The sequence below is a fragment of the Mycolicibacterium celeriflavum genome (assembly GCF_010731795.1).
GTDB lineage: Bacteria > Actinomycetota > Actinomycetes > Mycobacteriales > Mycobacteriaceae > Mycobacterium > Mycobacterium celeriflavum.
Window position 1 is genome coordinate 2254313 of sequence record NZ_AP022591.1, and the last position, 16287, is coordinate 2270599.

14 protein-coding genes are annotated in these 16287 nt (G+C 68.1%); 3 read left to right on the top strand and 11 right to left on the bottom strand.

Translation table 11 applies throughout. The features are described from left to right. Positions 1-155 precede the first annotated feature (155 nt). Genes tsaD through glmS form a run of 10 tightly spaced genes read right to left on the bottom strand, consistent with a single transcriptional unit; the run spans position 156 to position 10627 of the window. Positions 156-1178 carry a tRNA (adenosine(37)-N6)-threonylcarbamoyltransferase complex transferase subunit TsaD gene (tsaD, locus tag G6N18_RS11020; protein WP_083000935.1) on the bottom strand — a complete coding sequence of 341 codons (1023 nt, stop codon included), beginning with the start codon at positions 1176-1178 and terminating at the stop codon, positions 156-158. After that, positions 1175-1627 (bottom strand): ribosomal protein S18-alanine N-acetyltransferase, encoded by a 453-nt coding sequence (gene rimI, locus G6N18_RS11025; RefSeq protein WP_083000937.1) that lies wholly within the window; start codon positions 1625-1627, stop codon positions 1175-1177. The genes tsaD and rimI overlap by 4 nt, the downstream gene beginning before the upstream one ends. Further along, on the bottom strand, positions 1624-2205 hold the full coding sequence (gene tsaB, locus G6N18_RS11030; protein ID WP_407663566.1) for a tRNA (adenosine(37)-N6)-threonylcarbamoyltransferase complex dimerization subunit type 1 TsaB: 582 nt from the start codon (positions 2203-2205) through the stop codon (positions 1624-1626). Before tsaB ends, rimI begins: the two co-directional genes overlap by 4 nt. Next, positions 2202-2669 (bottom strand): tRNA (adenosine(37)-N6)-threonylcarbamoyltransferase complex ATPase subunit type 1 TsaE, encoded by a 468-nt coding sequence (gene tsaE / locus G6N18_RS11035; RefSeq protein WP_083000941.1) that lies wholly within the window; start codon positions 2667-2669, stop codon positions 2202-2204. The genes tsaB and tsaE overlap by 4 nt, the downstream gene beginning before the upstream one ends. Next, a complete protein-coding gene (locus tag G6N18_RS11040; RefSeq protein ID WP_067226222.1) occupies positions 2662-3774 on the bottom strand; it encodes an alpha/beta fold hydrolase in 1113 nt (370 codons plus the stop codon). The genes tsaE and G6N18_RS11040 overlap by 8 nt, the downstream gene beginning before the upstream one ends. Positions 3775-3779: 5 nt before the next feature. Beyond that, complete coding sequence (gene alr, locus G6N18_RS11045; RefSeq protein ID WP_083000942.1) at positions 3780-4943, bottom strand: alanine racemase; 1164 nt, start codon at positions 4941-4943, stop codon at positions 3780-3782. A 42-nt stretch (positions 4944-4985) separates the two neighbouring features. Continuing rightward, on the bottom strand, positions 4986-6368 hold the full coding sequence (locus tag G6N18_RS11050) for a glutamate decarboxylase (protein ID WP_083000944.1): 1383 nt from the start codon (positions 6366-6368) through the stop codon (positions 4986-4988). A gap of 25 nt (positions 6369-6393) precedes the next feature. Further along, positions 6394-7815 (bottom strand): NAD(P)H-hydrate dehydratase, encoded by a 1422-nt coding sequence (locus tag G6N18_RS11055; RefSeq protein WP_083000946.1) that lies wholly within the window; start codon positions 7813-7815, stop codon positions 6394-6396. Between the two features lie 56 nt (positions 7816-7871). Then, positions 7872-8759 (bottom strand): alpha/beta fold hydrolase, encoded by an 888-nt coding sequence (locus G6N18_RS11060; RefSeq protein WP_083000948.1) that lies wholly within the window; start codon positions 8757-8759, stop codon positions 7872-7874. Further along, positions 8759-10627, bottom strand: coding sequence for a glutamine--fructose-6-phosphate transaminase (isomerizing) (gene glmS, locus G6N18_RS11065; protein WP_083000950.1), 1869 nt, complete (start codon positions 10625-10627; stop codon positions 8759-8761). Before glmS ends, G6N18_RS11060 begins: the two co-directional genes overlap by 1 nt. Positions 10628-10682: 55 nt before the next feature. Here glmS and G6N18_RS11070 point away from each other — a divergent pair, with 55 nt between their 5' ends. From G6N18_RS11070 to G6N18_RS11080, 3 genes are all read left to right on the top strand, one after another. Then, positions 10683-11528, top strand: a complete 846-nt coding sequence (locus G6N18_RS11070) for a dienelactone hydrolase family protein (RefSeq protein ID WP_083000952.1) — start codon at positions 10683-10685, stop codon at positions 11526-11528. Positions 11529-11564: 36 nt separating this feature from the next. Beyond that, the gene (locus G6N18_RS11075) at positions 11565-12605 is read left to right on the top strand and encodes an LLM class F420-dependent oxidoreductase (protein ID WP_067226245.1); all 1041 of its coding nucleotides are present in this window, start codon (positions 11565-11567) and stop codon (positions 12603-12605) included. A 178-nt stretch (positions 12606-12783) separates the two neighbouring features. Beyond that, on the top strand, positions 12784-14070 hold the full coding sequence (locus G6N18_RS11080; RefSeq protein WP_067226248.1) for a DEAD/DEAH box helicase: 1287 nt from the start codon (positions 12784-12786) through the stop codon (positions 14068-14070). A 776-nt stretch (positions 14071-14846) separates the two neighbouring features. On the opposite strand, the gene G6N18_RS11085 is transcribed toward G6N18_RS11080, so the two are convergent. Next, positions 14847-16286 carry a hypothetical protein gene (locus tag G6N18_RS11085; protein ID WP_083000954.1) on the bottom strand — a complete coding sequence of 480 codons (1440 nt, stop codon included), beginning with the start codon at positions 16284-16286 and terminating at the stop codon, positions 14847-14849. Position 16287 lies beyond the last annotated feature (1 nt).

The window sequence follows — 16287 nt, forward strand, 5'->3', positions numbered from 1 at the left end:
GTTCGGGTACCGATCCGGATTTTCCGGATCTCTCAGTTACCAGGTGTTCGGCATGGCGTCCGTGCCCACGCACCGTCGTCGCGGGTGCCGGCGCAGGGATTGGCCGCCTGCCACCTAGCACTCTATACATGAGAGTGCTAGCACTCAAGGCCCGGCTACGCCACCTGGCCCTGCACCACCGGCAGCCCGGGGTCGCTGGCCGCATCCAGCGGCGACGCCGGCGCGCCCGCCGCGATCAGGTGAGCGGCGAACGAAGCGATCATCGCGCCGTTATCGGTGCACAACCGGGGCCGCGGGATACGCAGCGTAAGCCCGTTGGCGACGCACCGCTCCTCGGCCAGTTCCCGCAGTCGCGAGTTCGCCGCCACCCCGCCGGCGATCAACAGCGTCTTGACGCCCAGGTCGTTGCACGCGCGCACGGCCTTGCGCGTCAGCACGTCGGCGACGGCCTCTTGGAAGCCCGCGGCCACGTCGGCCTTCGACGCGTCCGGGTGGCTCTCGACATAGCGCGCCACACTGGTCTTGAGTCCGGAGAAGCTGAACGCGTATGGGTCGTCGCGTGGGCCGGTCATTCCGCGAGGGAACACGATCGCCTCGCGATCCCCCTCTCGGGCCAGGTCGTCGAGCACCTTGCCGCCGGGATAACCAAGGCCAAGCAGCCGTGCGACCTTGTCGTACGCCTCGCCTGCGGCGTCGTCGACGGTGCTGCCCATTTCGACGATCGGCTCGCCCAGCGACCGCACGTGCAACAGGTTGGTGTGCCCACCCGACACCAGTAGGCCGACGCTCTCTGGCAGCGGGCCGTGGTCGTACACGTCGGCGGCCAGGTGCCCGCCCAGGTGGTTGACGGCGTAGAACGGCACCTGCCACGCCGCCGAATACGCTTTGGCCGCAGCCACTCCCACGAGCAGCGCGCCCGCCAGGCCGGGACCGATCGTCGCTGCGACGGCGTCCGGTCTGGCCAATCCGGCCGCCTGCAGCGCGCGTCGCATCGTGGGGCCCAACGCCTCCAGGTGTGCCCGGGAGGCGATCTCCGGGACCACCCCGCCGAACCGCGCGTGTTCGTCGACGCTCGATGCGACTTCGTCAGCGAGCAGCGTCACCGACCCGTCGGTGCCCAATTCCGCGATGCCGACGCCGGTTTCGTCGCACGAGCTCTCGATGGCCAGGATGATCATGTCGAATCGCGCTTCATCGTATAGGCGTCCGCGCCGCTCGCACGGTAGTAGCGCTTGCGTAGCCCGACGTTGACGAAGCCGACGCTCTCGTAGAGCTTGATCGCCGCTTCGTTGTCCGTGCGGACCTCCAGGAACACCGCGCCGCCCGCCGCGTGCTCGAGTAGCTCGGCGAGCATCCGGCGACCGATGCCCTGCCCCTGATAGGCCGGGTCGACGCCGATTGTGTGAATCTCATACTCGTACGGCTTCTTTCGGCCCAGCCGCGCGATTCCCGCGTATCCGACGAGCTTGTCCTCATCGCGCGCGGCGACGTAGCGGATGTGCTTGGCGGCGAGTTCGGCGAGGAATGCGCGCGTGGGCCACGGGTCGTCACCGTCGAACAGCTGCGCCTCCAACTCGGCGCACCGGGCCGCGTCGGACGGCTCGAGCGGTCCGTACACGATGCTCATCGGCTGGCCACCGAGGGTTTGGCGTCGGGGCGGCGCAGATACAGCGGCACCAGGGGCGCCGGCTCGGACGTCCAGTCCGCGACCGCACGCACCAGGCCCGCCACGGTCGGATATACCGGAGGCCGAGCGAGCGCCTCCGCGGCCCCGGGCACGTCGGCGGGCGCGTTCACCGCCGGCCCGTCGACGCGGATCCCGTCGCGGTAGCGGGCCCAGTACACCTCACGGCGGCGCGCATCCGTCACCACAAGAACGTCGCCGGAGGTCTGTATGCCGATCGCGTCGAGGCTGCAGACGCCGCGCACCGGTATGCCCAGGGCGTGCCCGAAGGCCGCGGCGCTCGCCATCCCGACGCGCAGGCCGGTGAACGGCCCGGGCCCGCAACCGACGACGACGGCACCCAGATCGGCGACGGTCACCTGCGCGTCGGTGAGCGCGGCCACCACGTTGGGCGTCAGCTGTTCGGCGTGCGCCCTGGCGTCGATGGTGACCCGCTCGGCCAACACCTCGAGTCCATCCAGGCGGACGACGCCCGCGGTGACCGCCGGCGTCGCGGTGTCGATGGCCAGGATGAGCGTCACGGGCTGGTCCAGTTCCAGATCGCCGTGCGGACGTCGGTGTCGCGGTCGCGTTCCAGCCGGATGTCGAGGTGGCTGTCGGAGAGCCGTTCGGCCAATCCCTCACCCCATTCCACGACGACCACGGCGTCGTCGAGCTCCGTGTCGAGGTCCAGCGAGTCGAGTTCGGCGAGCAGGTCGACCGAACCGTGGTCCAAGAGCCGGTACAGGTCGACGTGGATCATCGCCGGCGCGGCCGGGCGGCGGCCACGGTGCACCCGCGCCAGCACGAACGTCGGCGAGATCACCGGTCCTTCCACATCCATCGCCTGCGCGATGCCCTTGGCCAGCACGGTTTTTCCCGCCCCCAGCGGCCCGGACAACACGACGACGTCACCGGCGCGCAGCTGCCTCCCGAGTTGCGCACCGAGCGCGAGGGTGTCTTCGGCGGTGGGCAGTTCTGCTGTGCCCGACGCCCGTTCAGCCATGGTTGCGAACCTTCTCGCGTACCCGGCGGGTGAGCGCGACGAGCTTGGAGGGTGTCGAGCGCTCGACGAGCCGCACGAGTGCGTCGTTGATGGCCTCGGGCTGCTCCAGCTGGACGAGATGGCCTGCGCCGCCGACGATCAGCAACTGGGCTTTCGGCAGTGCAGCCGCCATGGCCTGTGAGTACTCCACCGGTGTCAGCAGGTCGCGGTCCCCGCACGCGATCAGTGTCGGTACCTTGCGCAGTGTCGCCAAGCCCTCGCTCTCGTCGTGTACTTCGAGGGCGTGCAGGAACTCGACGAGGGTCGCAAGCGGGGTGCCGTGCATCATTCGTTCCGAGAACGCCACGACGCTCGGGCTGATCTCCTCGTCACCATAGGATGCGGCCCGCAGGATCGGGGCGATCACCGACTTCGCGGCGCCGCGCGTGCGGTGCACCGCCTTCGGCGCGTAGCGCACCGCGAATCGAGCGGCCTCCAGCGCCGGGTTCTTCAGGATCTCGCCGAGCGGGGATCGCGAAACCCCGTCGGCGGCAGAGGCGATGAGCGCGACACCGACAACGCGGGTCGGATAGCGGTGCGGGAACTGTCGCGCGTGCGACAGCACGGTCATGCCACCCATCGAGTGACCGACCAGCACCACCGGACCGCGCGGTGCCACCACCTTCAACACCGCCTCCAGGTCCTGCCCGAGCTGTGTCACCGTGTACGTCTCGGGCGGTGCCTCGTCCGACTGACCGTGACCACGCTGGTCGTAGAACACCATTCGCACCTGGGCGCCCCACTGTTCGGTCAACCTGACGCGCTGAAAATAGAAGGCGCCCATCCTCAGACAGAACCCGTGCGCGAACAGAACCGTCAACGGTGCGTCTTCGGGACCGACCTCGCGGACCGCCAGCGACACCCCGTCCGGGGTGGTGACGACGGAACTGCGGTCCGCGTCGAGAAGCTCGAAATCCTCGTCGCGGTACTGGTCGTCGACGGTCACGCGGCGCCGCAGCGAACGGGCGACAGACATTCCGGCGGCGCTGCCAACCGCGGTCAGCCCGGCTGCGCCCGCGAGCCAGCGCGTGTTCGAGTTGCGGCCGCGTGGCCGGGGGAAGTTCATTTCGGTCAACGTGTTTCGCCCGTCGACCCGATGTAGGTCCGCACGAAACGGCCGCGCGGGCTGGTCACCACTTCGTAGTTGATGGTGCCGAGCAGGTCGGCCCAGTCCTGCGCGGTCGATTCCCCCTGGACGCCCGGCCCGAACAGGATCGCGTCGTCACCTTCGACAGCATCACCGTCGGGTCCGAGGTCGACGACGAACTGGTCCATGCAGATTCGCCCGACACCGCGACGCAGCCGGCCGTTGATCAGCACGTCGATGCGGTTGCTCAAATTCCGGAAGACGCCGTCGGCGTAGCCGACAGGCAACAGCGCCACCGTGGTGTCGCGGTCAGCGACCCACGTGTGCCCGTAGGACACGCCGTCCCCGGCGCGCAGCGACCGCACCAGCGCCACCGGACATTTCAGCGTCATCGCCGGGCGCAGCCCCATGTCACCGCGTTCCGGTATCGGAGTCTGGCCGTACACCGCGATGCCGGGGCGCACGAGATCGAACGCCAGGTCTGGGCGCGTCATCGCTGCCGGGCTGTTGCTCAGGTGCACGATCTCGAACTGCACGCCCTGTTCGGCCGCATAGGTTCTCATCTCGGTGAGCCGTTGCGCCTGTTGGCTATTGAGCGGATCGTCCGGATTGTCGCCGTGCACCAGGTGCGACATCAGTCCACGGACCCTGAGCGCGCCGTCGGCCTGTGCGCGCTTCAGCGTGGCGATCATCGCCGGATAGTCGGCCGGGCCGACGCCGTTACGGCTCAGCCCGGTGTCGGCTTTGACGGTGACCGAGGCGCTGCGTCCGGTCCTGGTGACCGCGTCGAGCAGTTCGCCGAGTTGACGCACCGATGACACCGCGATCTGCACGTCGGCGGCCACCGCGGGCGCGAAGTCGGTGCCCGGCGGGTGCAACCAGGCCAGCACCGGAGCGGTGATGCCGTCGCGGCGCAGCGCCAACGCCTCGGCGACCGTCGCCACCCCGAGTTCGGCGGCGCCTGCGGCCAGGGCCGCCCGGCTCACCTGCGTGGCGCCGTGGCCGTAGCCGTCGGCTTTGACGACGACCAGCACCTGCGCCGTGCCCGCGAGGTCGCGCAACAGCCGCACGTTGTGGGCGATCGCATCGAGGTCGACCACCGCCTGCGGGACCGCCGTCGCGATCGAATATGCCTGCAAGGTATCCATCTGGCCCAATTGTCCCAGACCGCCGATCCAGGCCGCCGAACGCTAGTGCGCGAAGGGCTGCTCCCGGTCGAAGTGACCTTGCGGTTTGAGCTCGTCGAGGTGCGCCAGCACCGTGGCCAGATCGTCGTGCAGCGCCCGGGCCAGGTCCGCGGAGAAACCCTCCCGCACCACAATGCGCAGCATCGTGACGTCCGCGGCGCCTTCCGGCATCGTGTAGGCGGGCACCTGCCAGCCGTAGGAGCGCAACGCCTGGGACACGTCGAATTCGGTGTAACCGAAGTCGCCGGCCAGCTTGAAGCTGACCACCGGAATGGCCGAGCCGTCGGCGACGACCTCGAAGTGCTCGCTCTCGCGCAGCTGGTCGCCCAGCCACCGTGCAGTCTGCGAAAGACACTGCATCACTTGCATATACCCGCCGCGGCCCAGGCGCAGGAAGTTGTAGTACTGCCCGACCACCTGATTGCCGGGCCGCGAGAAATTCAGCGTGAACGTCGGCATGTCGCCACCGAGGTAGTTGACATGGAAGACCAGGCCCTCGGGCAGCCACTCCGAATTGCGCCACACCACAAACCCGATACCCGGATAGGTCAGCCCGTACTTGTGGCCGCTGACGTTGATCGAGACCACCCGCGGCAGCCGGAAGTCCCACTCCAGGTCGGGATGCAGAAACGGCACCACGAAACCGCCGCTGGCCGCGTCCACATGCACCGGAACATCCAATCCACCGCCCGCGGCGAGGTCGTCGAGCGCCGAGCAGATCTCCGCGATCGGCTCGAGTTCACCGGTGTAGGTGGTGCCCAGGATGGCCACCACCCCGATGGTGTCCTCGTCGATGTTCTGCAGCACCTGCTCGGGCGTGATGACGTAGCGGTCCTCCGCCATCGGGAGATAGCGCGGCTCGACGTCGAAGTAGCGACAGAACTTCTCCCAGACCACCTGAACGTTGGCGCCCATCACCAGGTTCGGTGTGCGGCCCTTCCAGTCTTTGCCGACCTTCTCGCGCCAGCGCCACTTCATCGCGAGGCCGGCCAGCATGACCGCCTCGCTGGAACCGATCGTCGACACGCCGACCGCGCTCGACGGGTCGTCGTCGCGCAGGTCCTCGGCGTGGAACAGGTCGGCCACCATGCATACGCAGCGCTGCTCGATCGCCGCGGTCGCCGGGTATTCGTCCTTGTCGATCATGTTCTTGTCGAAGGTCTCGGCCATCAGCTTTTCGGCCTGCGGGTCCATCCACGTCGTGACGAACGTCGCGAGATTCAGCCGGGAACTGCCATCGAGCATGAGCTCGTCGTGGATGAAGCGGTAGGCGGTATCGGGATCCATCGCATCGTCGGGCAGTCGCAGCGACGGCACAGGCGCCATCGCCAGCCGTCCGGTGTAGGCGGGGGCGACCTGCGGCGCGTGACTGCGCGTGGGCGACATGGCGTTCCTCTCGTTACAGACTGGCTCACAAACTGGCTAGGGCACTTCGGACGTGCGCGAGAATCCGCGACGAAGAAGTCGGGGCGGGATGGGGTCCCGGATCGGAGGCGGCCAGGTTCGCGGCACGGGCGTGGACGAACGCCGCCGCAGCGGCAGCCTCGCCCGCGGGCAGGCCCGCGGCCAGCAGCGCGCCGATGACACCCGTCAGCACGTCGCCGGATCCGGCTGTGGCAGCCCATGATTGGCCCGCAGGGTTCAGGTACACCGGCCCGCCGGGTTCGGCGATGACGGTCACGTTTCCCTTCAGCAGCACGGTCACGCCGAGCCGGTCGGCCAGCTTGCGGGCCGCCCCGACGCGGTCGTCGCCGGGCGCCGAACCGGCCAGTCGCGCGAACTCGCCCGCATGCGGCGTCAGCACCGTGGGCGCCGCGCGACCGTCGACGAGATCGGGATGCGCTGCCAGGATCGTCAGGCCGTCGGCGTCGACGACCACCGGCAGGCCGCTGTCCAAGGCGAACCACAGCGCCGACGCACCCGCATCGTCGGTGCCCAGGCCGGGCCCGACCGCCCACGCCTGCACGCGACCAGAAGCGCTCGCGCTCGGGGCGGCGATCACCTCCGGCCACTGCGAAAGAACCTGCTGTCCAGCGGTTCCCGCGTAGCGCACCATGCCCGACGTCGCCGCGACCGCAGCCCCGGTGCACAGGACGGCGGCCCCCGGATAGGTGGCGGACCCCGCGAGGACACCGGTGACTCCCTGCGTGTACTTGTCGTCATTGGGACCTGGCACCGGCCAACGGGCCACCACATCGGCGGCGTCGAACGACATCATGTCGGACGACGGCAGATCCAGCCCGATGTCGACCAACTCGACGCGGCCGCAATCCCCCAGTGCGTGAACCGGTTTGAGGCCACCAAAGGTCACGGTCAACGCGGCTCGCACGTGCGGCCCGTCGGCCACCCCGGTCTGCACATCTACCCCGCTGGGAATGTCGACGGCGACCACGGGAATGCCGGCTTCCTCGACGACAGTGAACACCTCGGCCGCATTCGGCCGCAGTGGCCCTGTGCCCGAGATGCCGACCACGCCGTCGATCACCAGGTCTGCCTCTGCCGGGACCGTTTCGACGATCCGCCCGCCCGCGCCGGTGAAGGCCGCAAGCGCCCGGCGGTGCGTGCGGTCGAGATTGAGCAGGACTGCGGCGGCCCCGGCGCCGCGACGGCGAAGGAATGTCGCCGCCCACAACGCGTCGCCGCCGTTGTCCCCGGAACCGACCACCGCGCAGACGTGGCGACCCGAAACCCCACCGGCGCGTAGCACCAGTTCGCGGGCGATCGCGACGGCGAGACCGTTGGCGGCGCGGCGCATCAGGGCGCCGTCGGGCAGGGACGCCAGGAGCGGCGCTTCAGCCTCGCGGATCTGGTCGGCGGTGTAATAGTGCCGCATCGTCGACCACGTTAGTGCGCGAGGCGCCCGACCGTCAGGCATTCGCCCGAGCGCGTCTACTCGTCGACCCGCGTCCAGAAATCCGCTGCCCGTTCGGCGATCTCGGCGGCGTACTCGCCATTGATCGCGTGCGAGGCGTCGCGCCACAGTTCGACCTGACCGCGGACCAGCAGACTTCGCGCCCGCTCGGCCGCCCGCTCAGCGTCGTGCATCACGCTTCGACCACCGATCAAAGCCAGCACCGGTATGTCCAGTGAACGCAACTGCTCGTCGGTGATCATCGTGGGCATCGCCTTGCGCAGCGTGTAATCGGTTGAGCCGGCCGAGATCAGTGCCGCCTCCGTCGCCGCGTCGTCGATGTCGGCGCCGCCGGATATCCAGCTGAGCACACGCCTGCGCAGACCTGTGGGAACGCCGGGAAGGAACAATGCAGGCGAAGTCAGCACCGCCTTGAGCGCAATTGGGGCGAACGTGAACACCGGATCGAGCAGAACCAGTGAGGCGGCTCGGCCAGGGCGCCGGACGGCGTAGTTGATCGCCGTCCATCCGCCGATCGACACTCCCATGAGGTGGACCCGGTCCAGCCCAAGGCCTGCCACCGTTTCGTCCAGCCATTGCGCCTCATCGTCGGGTCCGACGATCGGCTTCTCCTGCACCGACAGCCCCGCCTCGCCGAGCAGGTCGACGCCGAACACGGGCCGGTGCTGCAGCAGGTGCGCAATGTTGCCCCGCCACATCGGGGTGGATGCATTGCGTCCCGGTAGCAACATGACCGGCGTCCGCTCGGCCGGCCCGCCGAACCGATACGCGCGCACGTCGCCGAACGTCGTTGACACATCCTGTGATTCGCTGACAGTCGGCAGCTCTGCCATCGCCGCCCGGTAGAGGTCGTGGAAGTGGGCGCGAGCCTGGTCGCTCTTGAAGTCCCCGACCCGGCCCGGCACTACTCGACGGTGACCGACTTGGCCAGGTTACGTGGTTTGTCGACGTCGTAGCCGCGGGCCTGCGCGACACCGGCGGCGAACACCTGCAGCGGAATCGTGGACAGCAGCGGCTGGAAAAGCGTTGATACCGCGGGGATCTCGATCAGGTGGTCGGCGTACGGGCGGACGGTGTCGTCCCCCTCCTCGGCGATGACGATGGTGATCGCACCGCGGGCCTGGATCTCGCGGATGTTCGACAGCAGCTTGGCGTGCAACATCGGCGAGTTCTTCGGTGACGGCATCACGACGATGACCGGGAGATCATCTTCGATCAGCGCGATCGGACCGTGCTTGAGTTCACCCGCCGCGAAGCCCTCGGCGTGCATGTACGCGAGTTCCTTGAGTTTGAGGGCGCCTTCGAGCGCGACCGGGTAGCCGACATGCCTGCCGAGGAACAGCACGGTCTGCGACTGCGCGAAGCGGTGGGCCAACGCTCTGACCGGTTCGACGGTCTCCAGGACGCGGGCCACCAGATCGGGCATGGCCTCCAGTTCCCGGTATTCGCGCTCCACCTCGTCGGGGTACTTGGTGCCGCGCGCCTGCGCCAACGCAAGCCCGACAAGGTAATTCGCGGCGATCTGGGCGAGGAACGTCTTCGTCGACGCCACGCCGATCTCCGGTCCGGCGCGGGTGTAGAGCACCGCATCGCATTCGCGGGGGATCTGGCTGCCGTTGGTGTTGCAGATGGCCAGCACCTTGGCCTTCTGCTCCTTGGCGTGCCTGACTGCCTCCAGAGTGTCGGCGGTCTCACCGGACTGCGAGATCGCGACAACCAGCGTGTGTTGGTCCAGAACCGGGTCACGGTAACGGAATTCGCTGGCCAGCTCGGCTTCGACCGGTAGCCGGGTCCAGTGCTCGATCGCATACTTGGCCAGCAGCCCGGAGTGGTAGGCAGTGCCGCAGGCAACCACGAACACCTTGTCGATCTCGCGCAGTTCCTGGTCCGACAGGCGCTGCTCGTCGAGCACGATGCGGTTGCCCGCGAAGTGGCCGAGCAACGTGTCGGAGACCGCCGCGGGCTGCTCGGCGATCTCCTTGAGCATGAAGTACTCGTAGCCGCCCTTTTCGGCCGCGGACATGTCCCAGTCGATATGGAAAGGACGAGCACGCCCGGATGCGTCATTGCCGTGGAAGTCGGTGATGCGGTAGCCGTCGGCGGTGACGACCACCGCCTGATCCTGACCGAGTTCGACGGCGTCGCGGGTGTGTTCGATGAACGCGGCCACGTCCGACCCGACGAACATCTCGCCGTCGGCGACGCCGAGCACCAGCGGGGTGGAACGGCGCGCGGCGACGATCGTGCCGGGATCGTCGGCGTTGGCGAACACCAGCGTGAAGTGGCCCTCCAACCGGCGCAGCACGGCGAGGACCGACGCGGGGAAGTCGCCCGCGGTGGGACCATGGCGGAACTGCCAGGAGACGAGGTGCACCGCGACCTCGGTGTCGGTGTCGCTGGCGAACTCCACCCCGGCGTGCTCGAGTTCGGCCCGCAGAGCGGCGTAGTTCTCGATGATCCCGTTGTGGATCACCGCGATCTTGCCTGCGGCGTCACGGTGCGGGTGCGCGTTGCGGTCGGTGGGCCTGCCGTGCGTCGCCCAGCGGGTGTGCCCCAGGCCGGTGCTGCCCGTCAGGCCGGCGGCGCCGGTTTCGGACAGCGCCGCTTCGAGGTTGGCCAGCCGCCCGGCCCGGCGACGGACGGTGAGCCCGCCGTGGCCGTCCAGCAATGCGATGCCCGAGGAGTCGTATCCGCGATACTCCATCCGGCGCAGTGCGTCGACGACGATGTCGCAGGCAGGGCGATGCCCGACATAGCCGACGATTCCACACATAGGCAATCAGGGTAGTGCAAGAGCCGCCTGAAACCCGGTCGGCTACGGTCGTCTCGTGGCCAGCACGAAGAAGCTCTTCAAGGCCCTGACCCGCCGCGGCCCGCACCGCGTTTTGCGCGGTGACCTGGCCTTCGCCGGGCTTCCCGGCGTCGTCTTCGCCCCCGAAGCCGGCCTGAACCTGCCCGGAGTCGCGTTCGGCCACGACTGGCTTGCCACAGCGGACCGCTACCACGGCACCCTGGAGCACCTGGCGTCCTGGGGCATCGTCGCGGCGGCCCCGGCGACGGAAACGAGCCTGGCTCCATCCGCGCTCAACCTGGCCTATGACCTGGGCACGACGCTCGACATCATCGCCGGTGTGCGGCTGGGCCAGGGCGACATCAGCGTGCACCCGACCAAGCTCGGCGTGATCGGGCACGGGTTCGGTGGCTCGGCAGCGGTGTTCACCGCGGCCGGGATGCCCGTGAAACCGAAATCCGTGGTTGCGATCTTCCCCACAGTCACCGCGCCACCCGCCGAGGAGCCTGCGACGACGCTGCAGGTGCCGGGCCTGGTGCTGAGCGGGCCGGGCGACCCGATGACACTGCGGTCCAATGCCGTGGAACTGGCCCGCGCCTGGAAGACGGCAACGCTACGCACCGTGAACAAGGCCAAGCCCGGCGGCCTGATCGAGGGCCGCCGGTTGGCCCGAGTCGTCGGCCTACCGGGCGCCGACCGCAGCACGCAGAAGGTGGTTCGCGCGCTGATCACCGGTTATCTGCTGCACACGCTGACGGGCGACAAGGCGTACCGCGACTTCTCCGACCCGGAAGCGGCGCTTCCGAAGGCGCCGCCCGTCGACCCGTTCGCCGACGATCCGGTGGATCTGGAGAACAAGGTCGTCGCATTGCTGAAGCCGTAAGGTGACCAACCAACCGGTTGGGTGTATAACTCGATGATGCGCACCGGGATCTTTCTCAACTACACCGACGGTTTCCTGCAGGCGGTGGACCAGGTCGTCGAGCTCGAGAAGGTCGGAGTGGATCTCGCGCTGGTGGCCGAGGCGTACTCCTACGACGCGATCAGCCAGCTCGGCTTTCTGGCGGCGAAGACGTCGACCATGGAACTGGGCACCGGTGTGGTGCCGATCTACATCCGCACGCCGACGTTGCTGGCGATGTCGGCGGCCGGGCTCGATTACGTCTCCGGCGGGCGCTTCCGGCTCGGTATCGGGACGTCCGGCCCACAGGTGATGGAGGGCTTCCACGGCGTGCCGTTCGACGCGCCGCTGGGACGCACCCGCGAAGTGGTCGAAATCTGTCGGCAGGTGTGGCGTCGCGAGCGCGTGCAGTTCGACGGCAAGCACTATCAGATCCCGTTGCCCGCCGATCGGGGCACGGGCCTGGGCAAGCCGTTGCAGTTGATCAATCACCCTGTCCGCGACCGTATTCCGATCACGATCGCCGCTCTCGGACCCAAGAACGTCGAACTCACCGCCGAGATCGCCGAAGGTTGGCAGCCGGTCTTCTTCTATCCGGAGCGAGCCGACGACGTGTGGGGTGAGGCGCTTCGAGCCGGGTTCGCCAACCGCGAACCCTCGCTGGGTCCGCTGGACGTGATGGTCAGCGCCCCTTTGGCGATCGGCGACGATGTCGATGACCGGTTGTCCTGGGTGAAACCGCAGTTGGCGCTCTACATCGGGGGGATGGGTGCCCGCGGACGCAACTTCTACCACAATCTGGCCACCCGCTACGGCTACGGCGAGATCGCCGATGTGATCCAGGATCTCTACCTGACAGGCAAGAAGGCCGAAGCGATCGCCGCGGTGCCGGATGACTTGGTGCGCAACGTGTCGCTGGTCGGACCGCGCGGATTCGTCAAGGAGCGTATCGCGGCGTTCGCCGAAGCGGGTGCGACGACGCTTCTGTTGCAACCGCTTTCCGGTGACCGCAATGAAACCGTCGGATTCGTCGAAGAATTGCGCAACCAGCTGCCGTAGCTGATTTCCGGGAAGCGCCGACTCCCCTGTACAGTGTGTGCAGCGGCATCCTCTGTTCTGCCTTTTGCCGCTTCTCGATCGTCATACCGAGCGCCGCGGGTCTTCCGCGCCGGGCAGGACGACCACTCTAATCTTTCGGAGCTTTTACTTGTCTGTCGAAATACTCAGTGGCACAAGCGTGCCCACCTTCGCCGACCTCGGTCTTCCAAAGGCCGTCGTCGCCACCCTTTCCGCGAACGGCATCGCGTCGCCCTTCCCCATCCAGGCGGCCACGCTGCCTGATTCGTTGGCCGGTCGCGACGTACTCGGCCGCGGTCGCACCGGATCGGGCAAGACTTATGCGTTCCTGTTGCCGGTAGTGACCAGGCTCACTGCAAGCCCGGCCAAACGCGTTCCCGGTCGCCCGCGCGCCCTCATCCTCGCGCCGACCCGCGAACTGGCCGCCCAGATCAGCGCGTCCCTCGCGCCGCTGGCAGCGGCCACCGGCCTGCGGTCGGTGACGATCATCGGCGGCGTCGGTCCCGGGCCCCAGATTCAAGCGCTGCGCCAGGGTGTCGACATCGTGATCGCCTGCCCGGGCAGGTTGGAAGACCATGTGAAATCACGCCATGCCGACTTGTCGGCGGTCGAGATCACTGTGCTCGACGAGGCGGACCACATGGCCGACCTCGGCTTCCTGCCGCCGGTGAAACGACTGTTGGACAAGACTCCTCGCAACGGTCAGCGGATGCTGTTCTCGGCCACGCTCGACGGTGGCGTCGACGTTCTCGTGAAGCGGTATTTGACCGATCCGGTTGTGCACAGCGTCGATTCGGAGCAGTCGCCGGTCGCCGCCATGGAGCATCACGTCCTGCATGTCGACAAGGCGGCACGCCTCAATGTGCTGGCCGACCTGGCCGCGTCACCGGGTCGGACCATCGTGTTCGCGCGCACCAAGCATGGCGCGAAGAACCTGGCCCGCCAGTTGAACTCGCGCGGAGTGCCGGCGGTGGAGTTGCACGGCAATCTGTCGCAGAACGCGCGTACGCGAAATCTCACCGCGTTCTCCGACGGTTCGGCCGCCGTGCTGGTGGCCACGGACATCGCCGCACGCGGCATCCACGTCGACGACGTTGGTCTTGTCGTGCACGCGGACCCGCCCGTCGAGCACAAGGCGTATCTGCACCGGTCGGGTCGGACGGCGCGCGCCGGTGCCGACGGCACGGTGGTGACACTGATGCTCGATGAGCAGGTGTCGGATGTGCGGCAATTGACCCGCAAGGCCGGGGTTAAGCCGACGATCACCCGCTTCAGCGGCTCGTCGCATCCGGTGCTGCACGACATCGCGCCCGGCGAGCGGACTTTCGGCGATCCCATCGCCGCCAGCCGTCCCGAACCCGCGAGGCCACGCCAGGCTTCGGCGGCCAGGGGACATCAGCCGCGCAGGCGTCGTCCGACGCGGTCGAGGCGGCCGGCGAGCGCCTGACGCGGCTGCGGTTCTCGCAGGCGCAATTTCACCCGACGGACGCTGCTGCGATTCGACGTGGCGACCCCTGGAACACCACCACCGCCGACCTGCCACCGCCACCACAAGTGGTGCCGGCTCGTGGTGATCGCGGCCTGATGATGCCGCGGCGGAAACGCACCCGCGCCGCTCAACGCGCCGCCCGAATCCAAGCCCAGCGCGCACACAACGCGATCGTTGCTCCTATCTGATCTGCGTCGGCCGTAAGGTCAACACGGGCTGACGAGCATTAATGAGCCCGATAACCTCCGACATTTCGGCTCCTTTTCGAGGTGTGTCCTCCCGGGACCACAAGAACCGGCTGCGAAAATAGAGCCATGAGGAGTCCAAAATGAGTGCTCTCTCATGAACGCTGTCTGCCAAGTCACCCGCCAACGCGAACCGTCCGGAGGTTCCCGCCAAACGCCCGCATAAGCCGCGCACCTGTGGGTATCCAGGTTTCACTCTAAGGAGATGCAGCTATGAACTCTGATACTTATGGGCTGCTACACAACACCGGGATTTCTGCGCGTTCCAAGCGGCCACTGGCCTACCGCCGGACAACCACAGGAGCAGGGATCGCGATGATCCTGAGCCGCGGGCGCCGACGGACTGGTCGCGGCATGGTTCATCCGTGGTGTGAGCACTGCGGCACGACCCATCGCGATCGGGTGGTGACGGCTGAGTGCTTCCGACTGCTGATCAACGGACCCGACTGGCCGGAATAGGCCCACGAACGCGCGGCCGGGCGCCGAAGGTCACTCCCCGACCTGGGGTAGTTCGTCGGCGGCGATCTCGCACGGTGTCCCGGAATCCGATTCACCGGACAATGGTTCGGAAGCCGGTGCCGGCGTGACCTCCAAAGGTTCGGCTGGCAGGGGTTCAGGCGGCGTCATAGCAGGCACCGGCTCCGGCGGACAAACGGGCGCGGCCGCTGGGTCGATGTCCTCCCCCGACTTCTCGTCGATTTCGTCTGCGGCCTCGGCCTCGTCGGTCACCTCGTCCGACTCGTCCTCCTCGCTGTCCGACTCGTCCCCCTCGCTGTCCGACTCTTCGATGTCCGGATTCTCGCCATCATCGAGCCCGTCGATGTCGGGCTCGGTCAGCTCCTGCGGCTCGTCAACCCCCATGGAATCGCCGAGCGCACCGTCGCCCATCAATCCGCCCAGCATGTCACCGAGCTGTTGACCGAAACTCGAGATGCCACTTCCGAAGTCGGGTACTCCTCCGCCCACGGACGGCAGCGATGGTGCGGCCGCCGGCTGCGCCATCGCAGCGTCGGTCAGCGGTGCGGCGCTCGCGGGCATCGGCGCCGCAATAGGCGCCGCACTGGGCGCGGGTGCAGCAGCCGCCGGTGCAGCAGCAGCCGCCGGTGCGCCCCATGCCGCTGGCATGACAGGAGCCGGGACGTCGGGTGCTGCGCTCGGAGTCGGTGCCGCGGTGGCGATTCCCACCGGCGCCGTCGGTACGGCGCCCTCATTCACCGGCGACGGAATCCATGCCGGCCCGATTTCGCCCGGCACATCGAACGTTGCTTCGGCCTCCGAGGCGAGTTCCGCCTGCACCGCCTGGTAAGCCGCCTCCACGGCGTCGACGGCTGACCGCATCGCCGCGAGCCACTGACCGCCGATCACGTTGTCCACGAACGGCTTCACTTCTTGGTCCACGAGCTCACTGGCGACCGCCCGGTCCCCGGCACCCGTGGTGACGGTGTGCGACGCAGCCAGCCAGTCCGCGCGCCGAGCCTGCGCGCCGTCACCGACGGCCAGCACGGTCGCGACCTTGCCGTCCACTGCCTGCCAGAGGCGGTCGCGCAGATCGGCATAGGCCTGCGCGGCGGTACGCACGGCCGTCGCCGCGAGGGCAGACGCTTCGCTGTGGCGGCGCAGGAATTCACGCGACGAGTTCGCACCAGCGCCCTGCCAGGCCGTCACGAGCCTGCCGAGCTGGTCCTCCTGACGAGCGAGCGCGTCGCCGACCGCCGTCGTTGCCGCGCGCAGTGCACCGCAATCGGCGTCAAGCGCGCCCAAATCCATCCCTTCTTCGTTGGCATACCAGTCCCGCACCTGCGCCGGGTGCGCTGTCAGATCCGGATCTTGGTAGCCGAGAGCCCGGCACGCCCACACGTACTGCTCGATATCGGCGATGCCGGGCATCCCGTCCGCCAAACGCGCGGCGGCGTCGAATGTCTCGGCCATC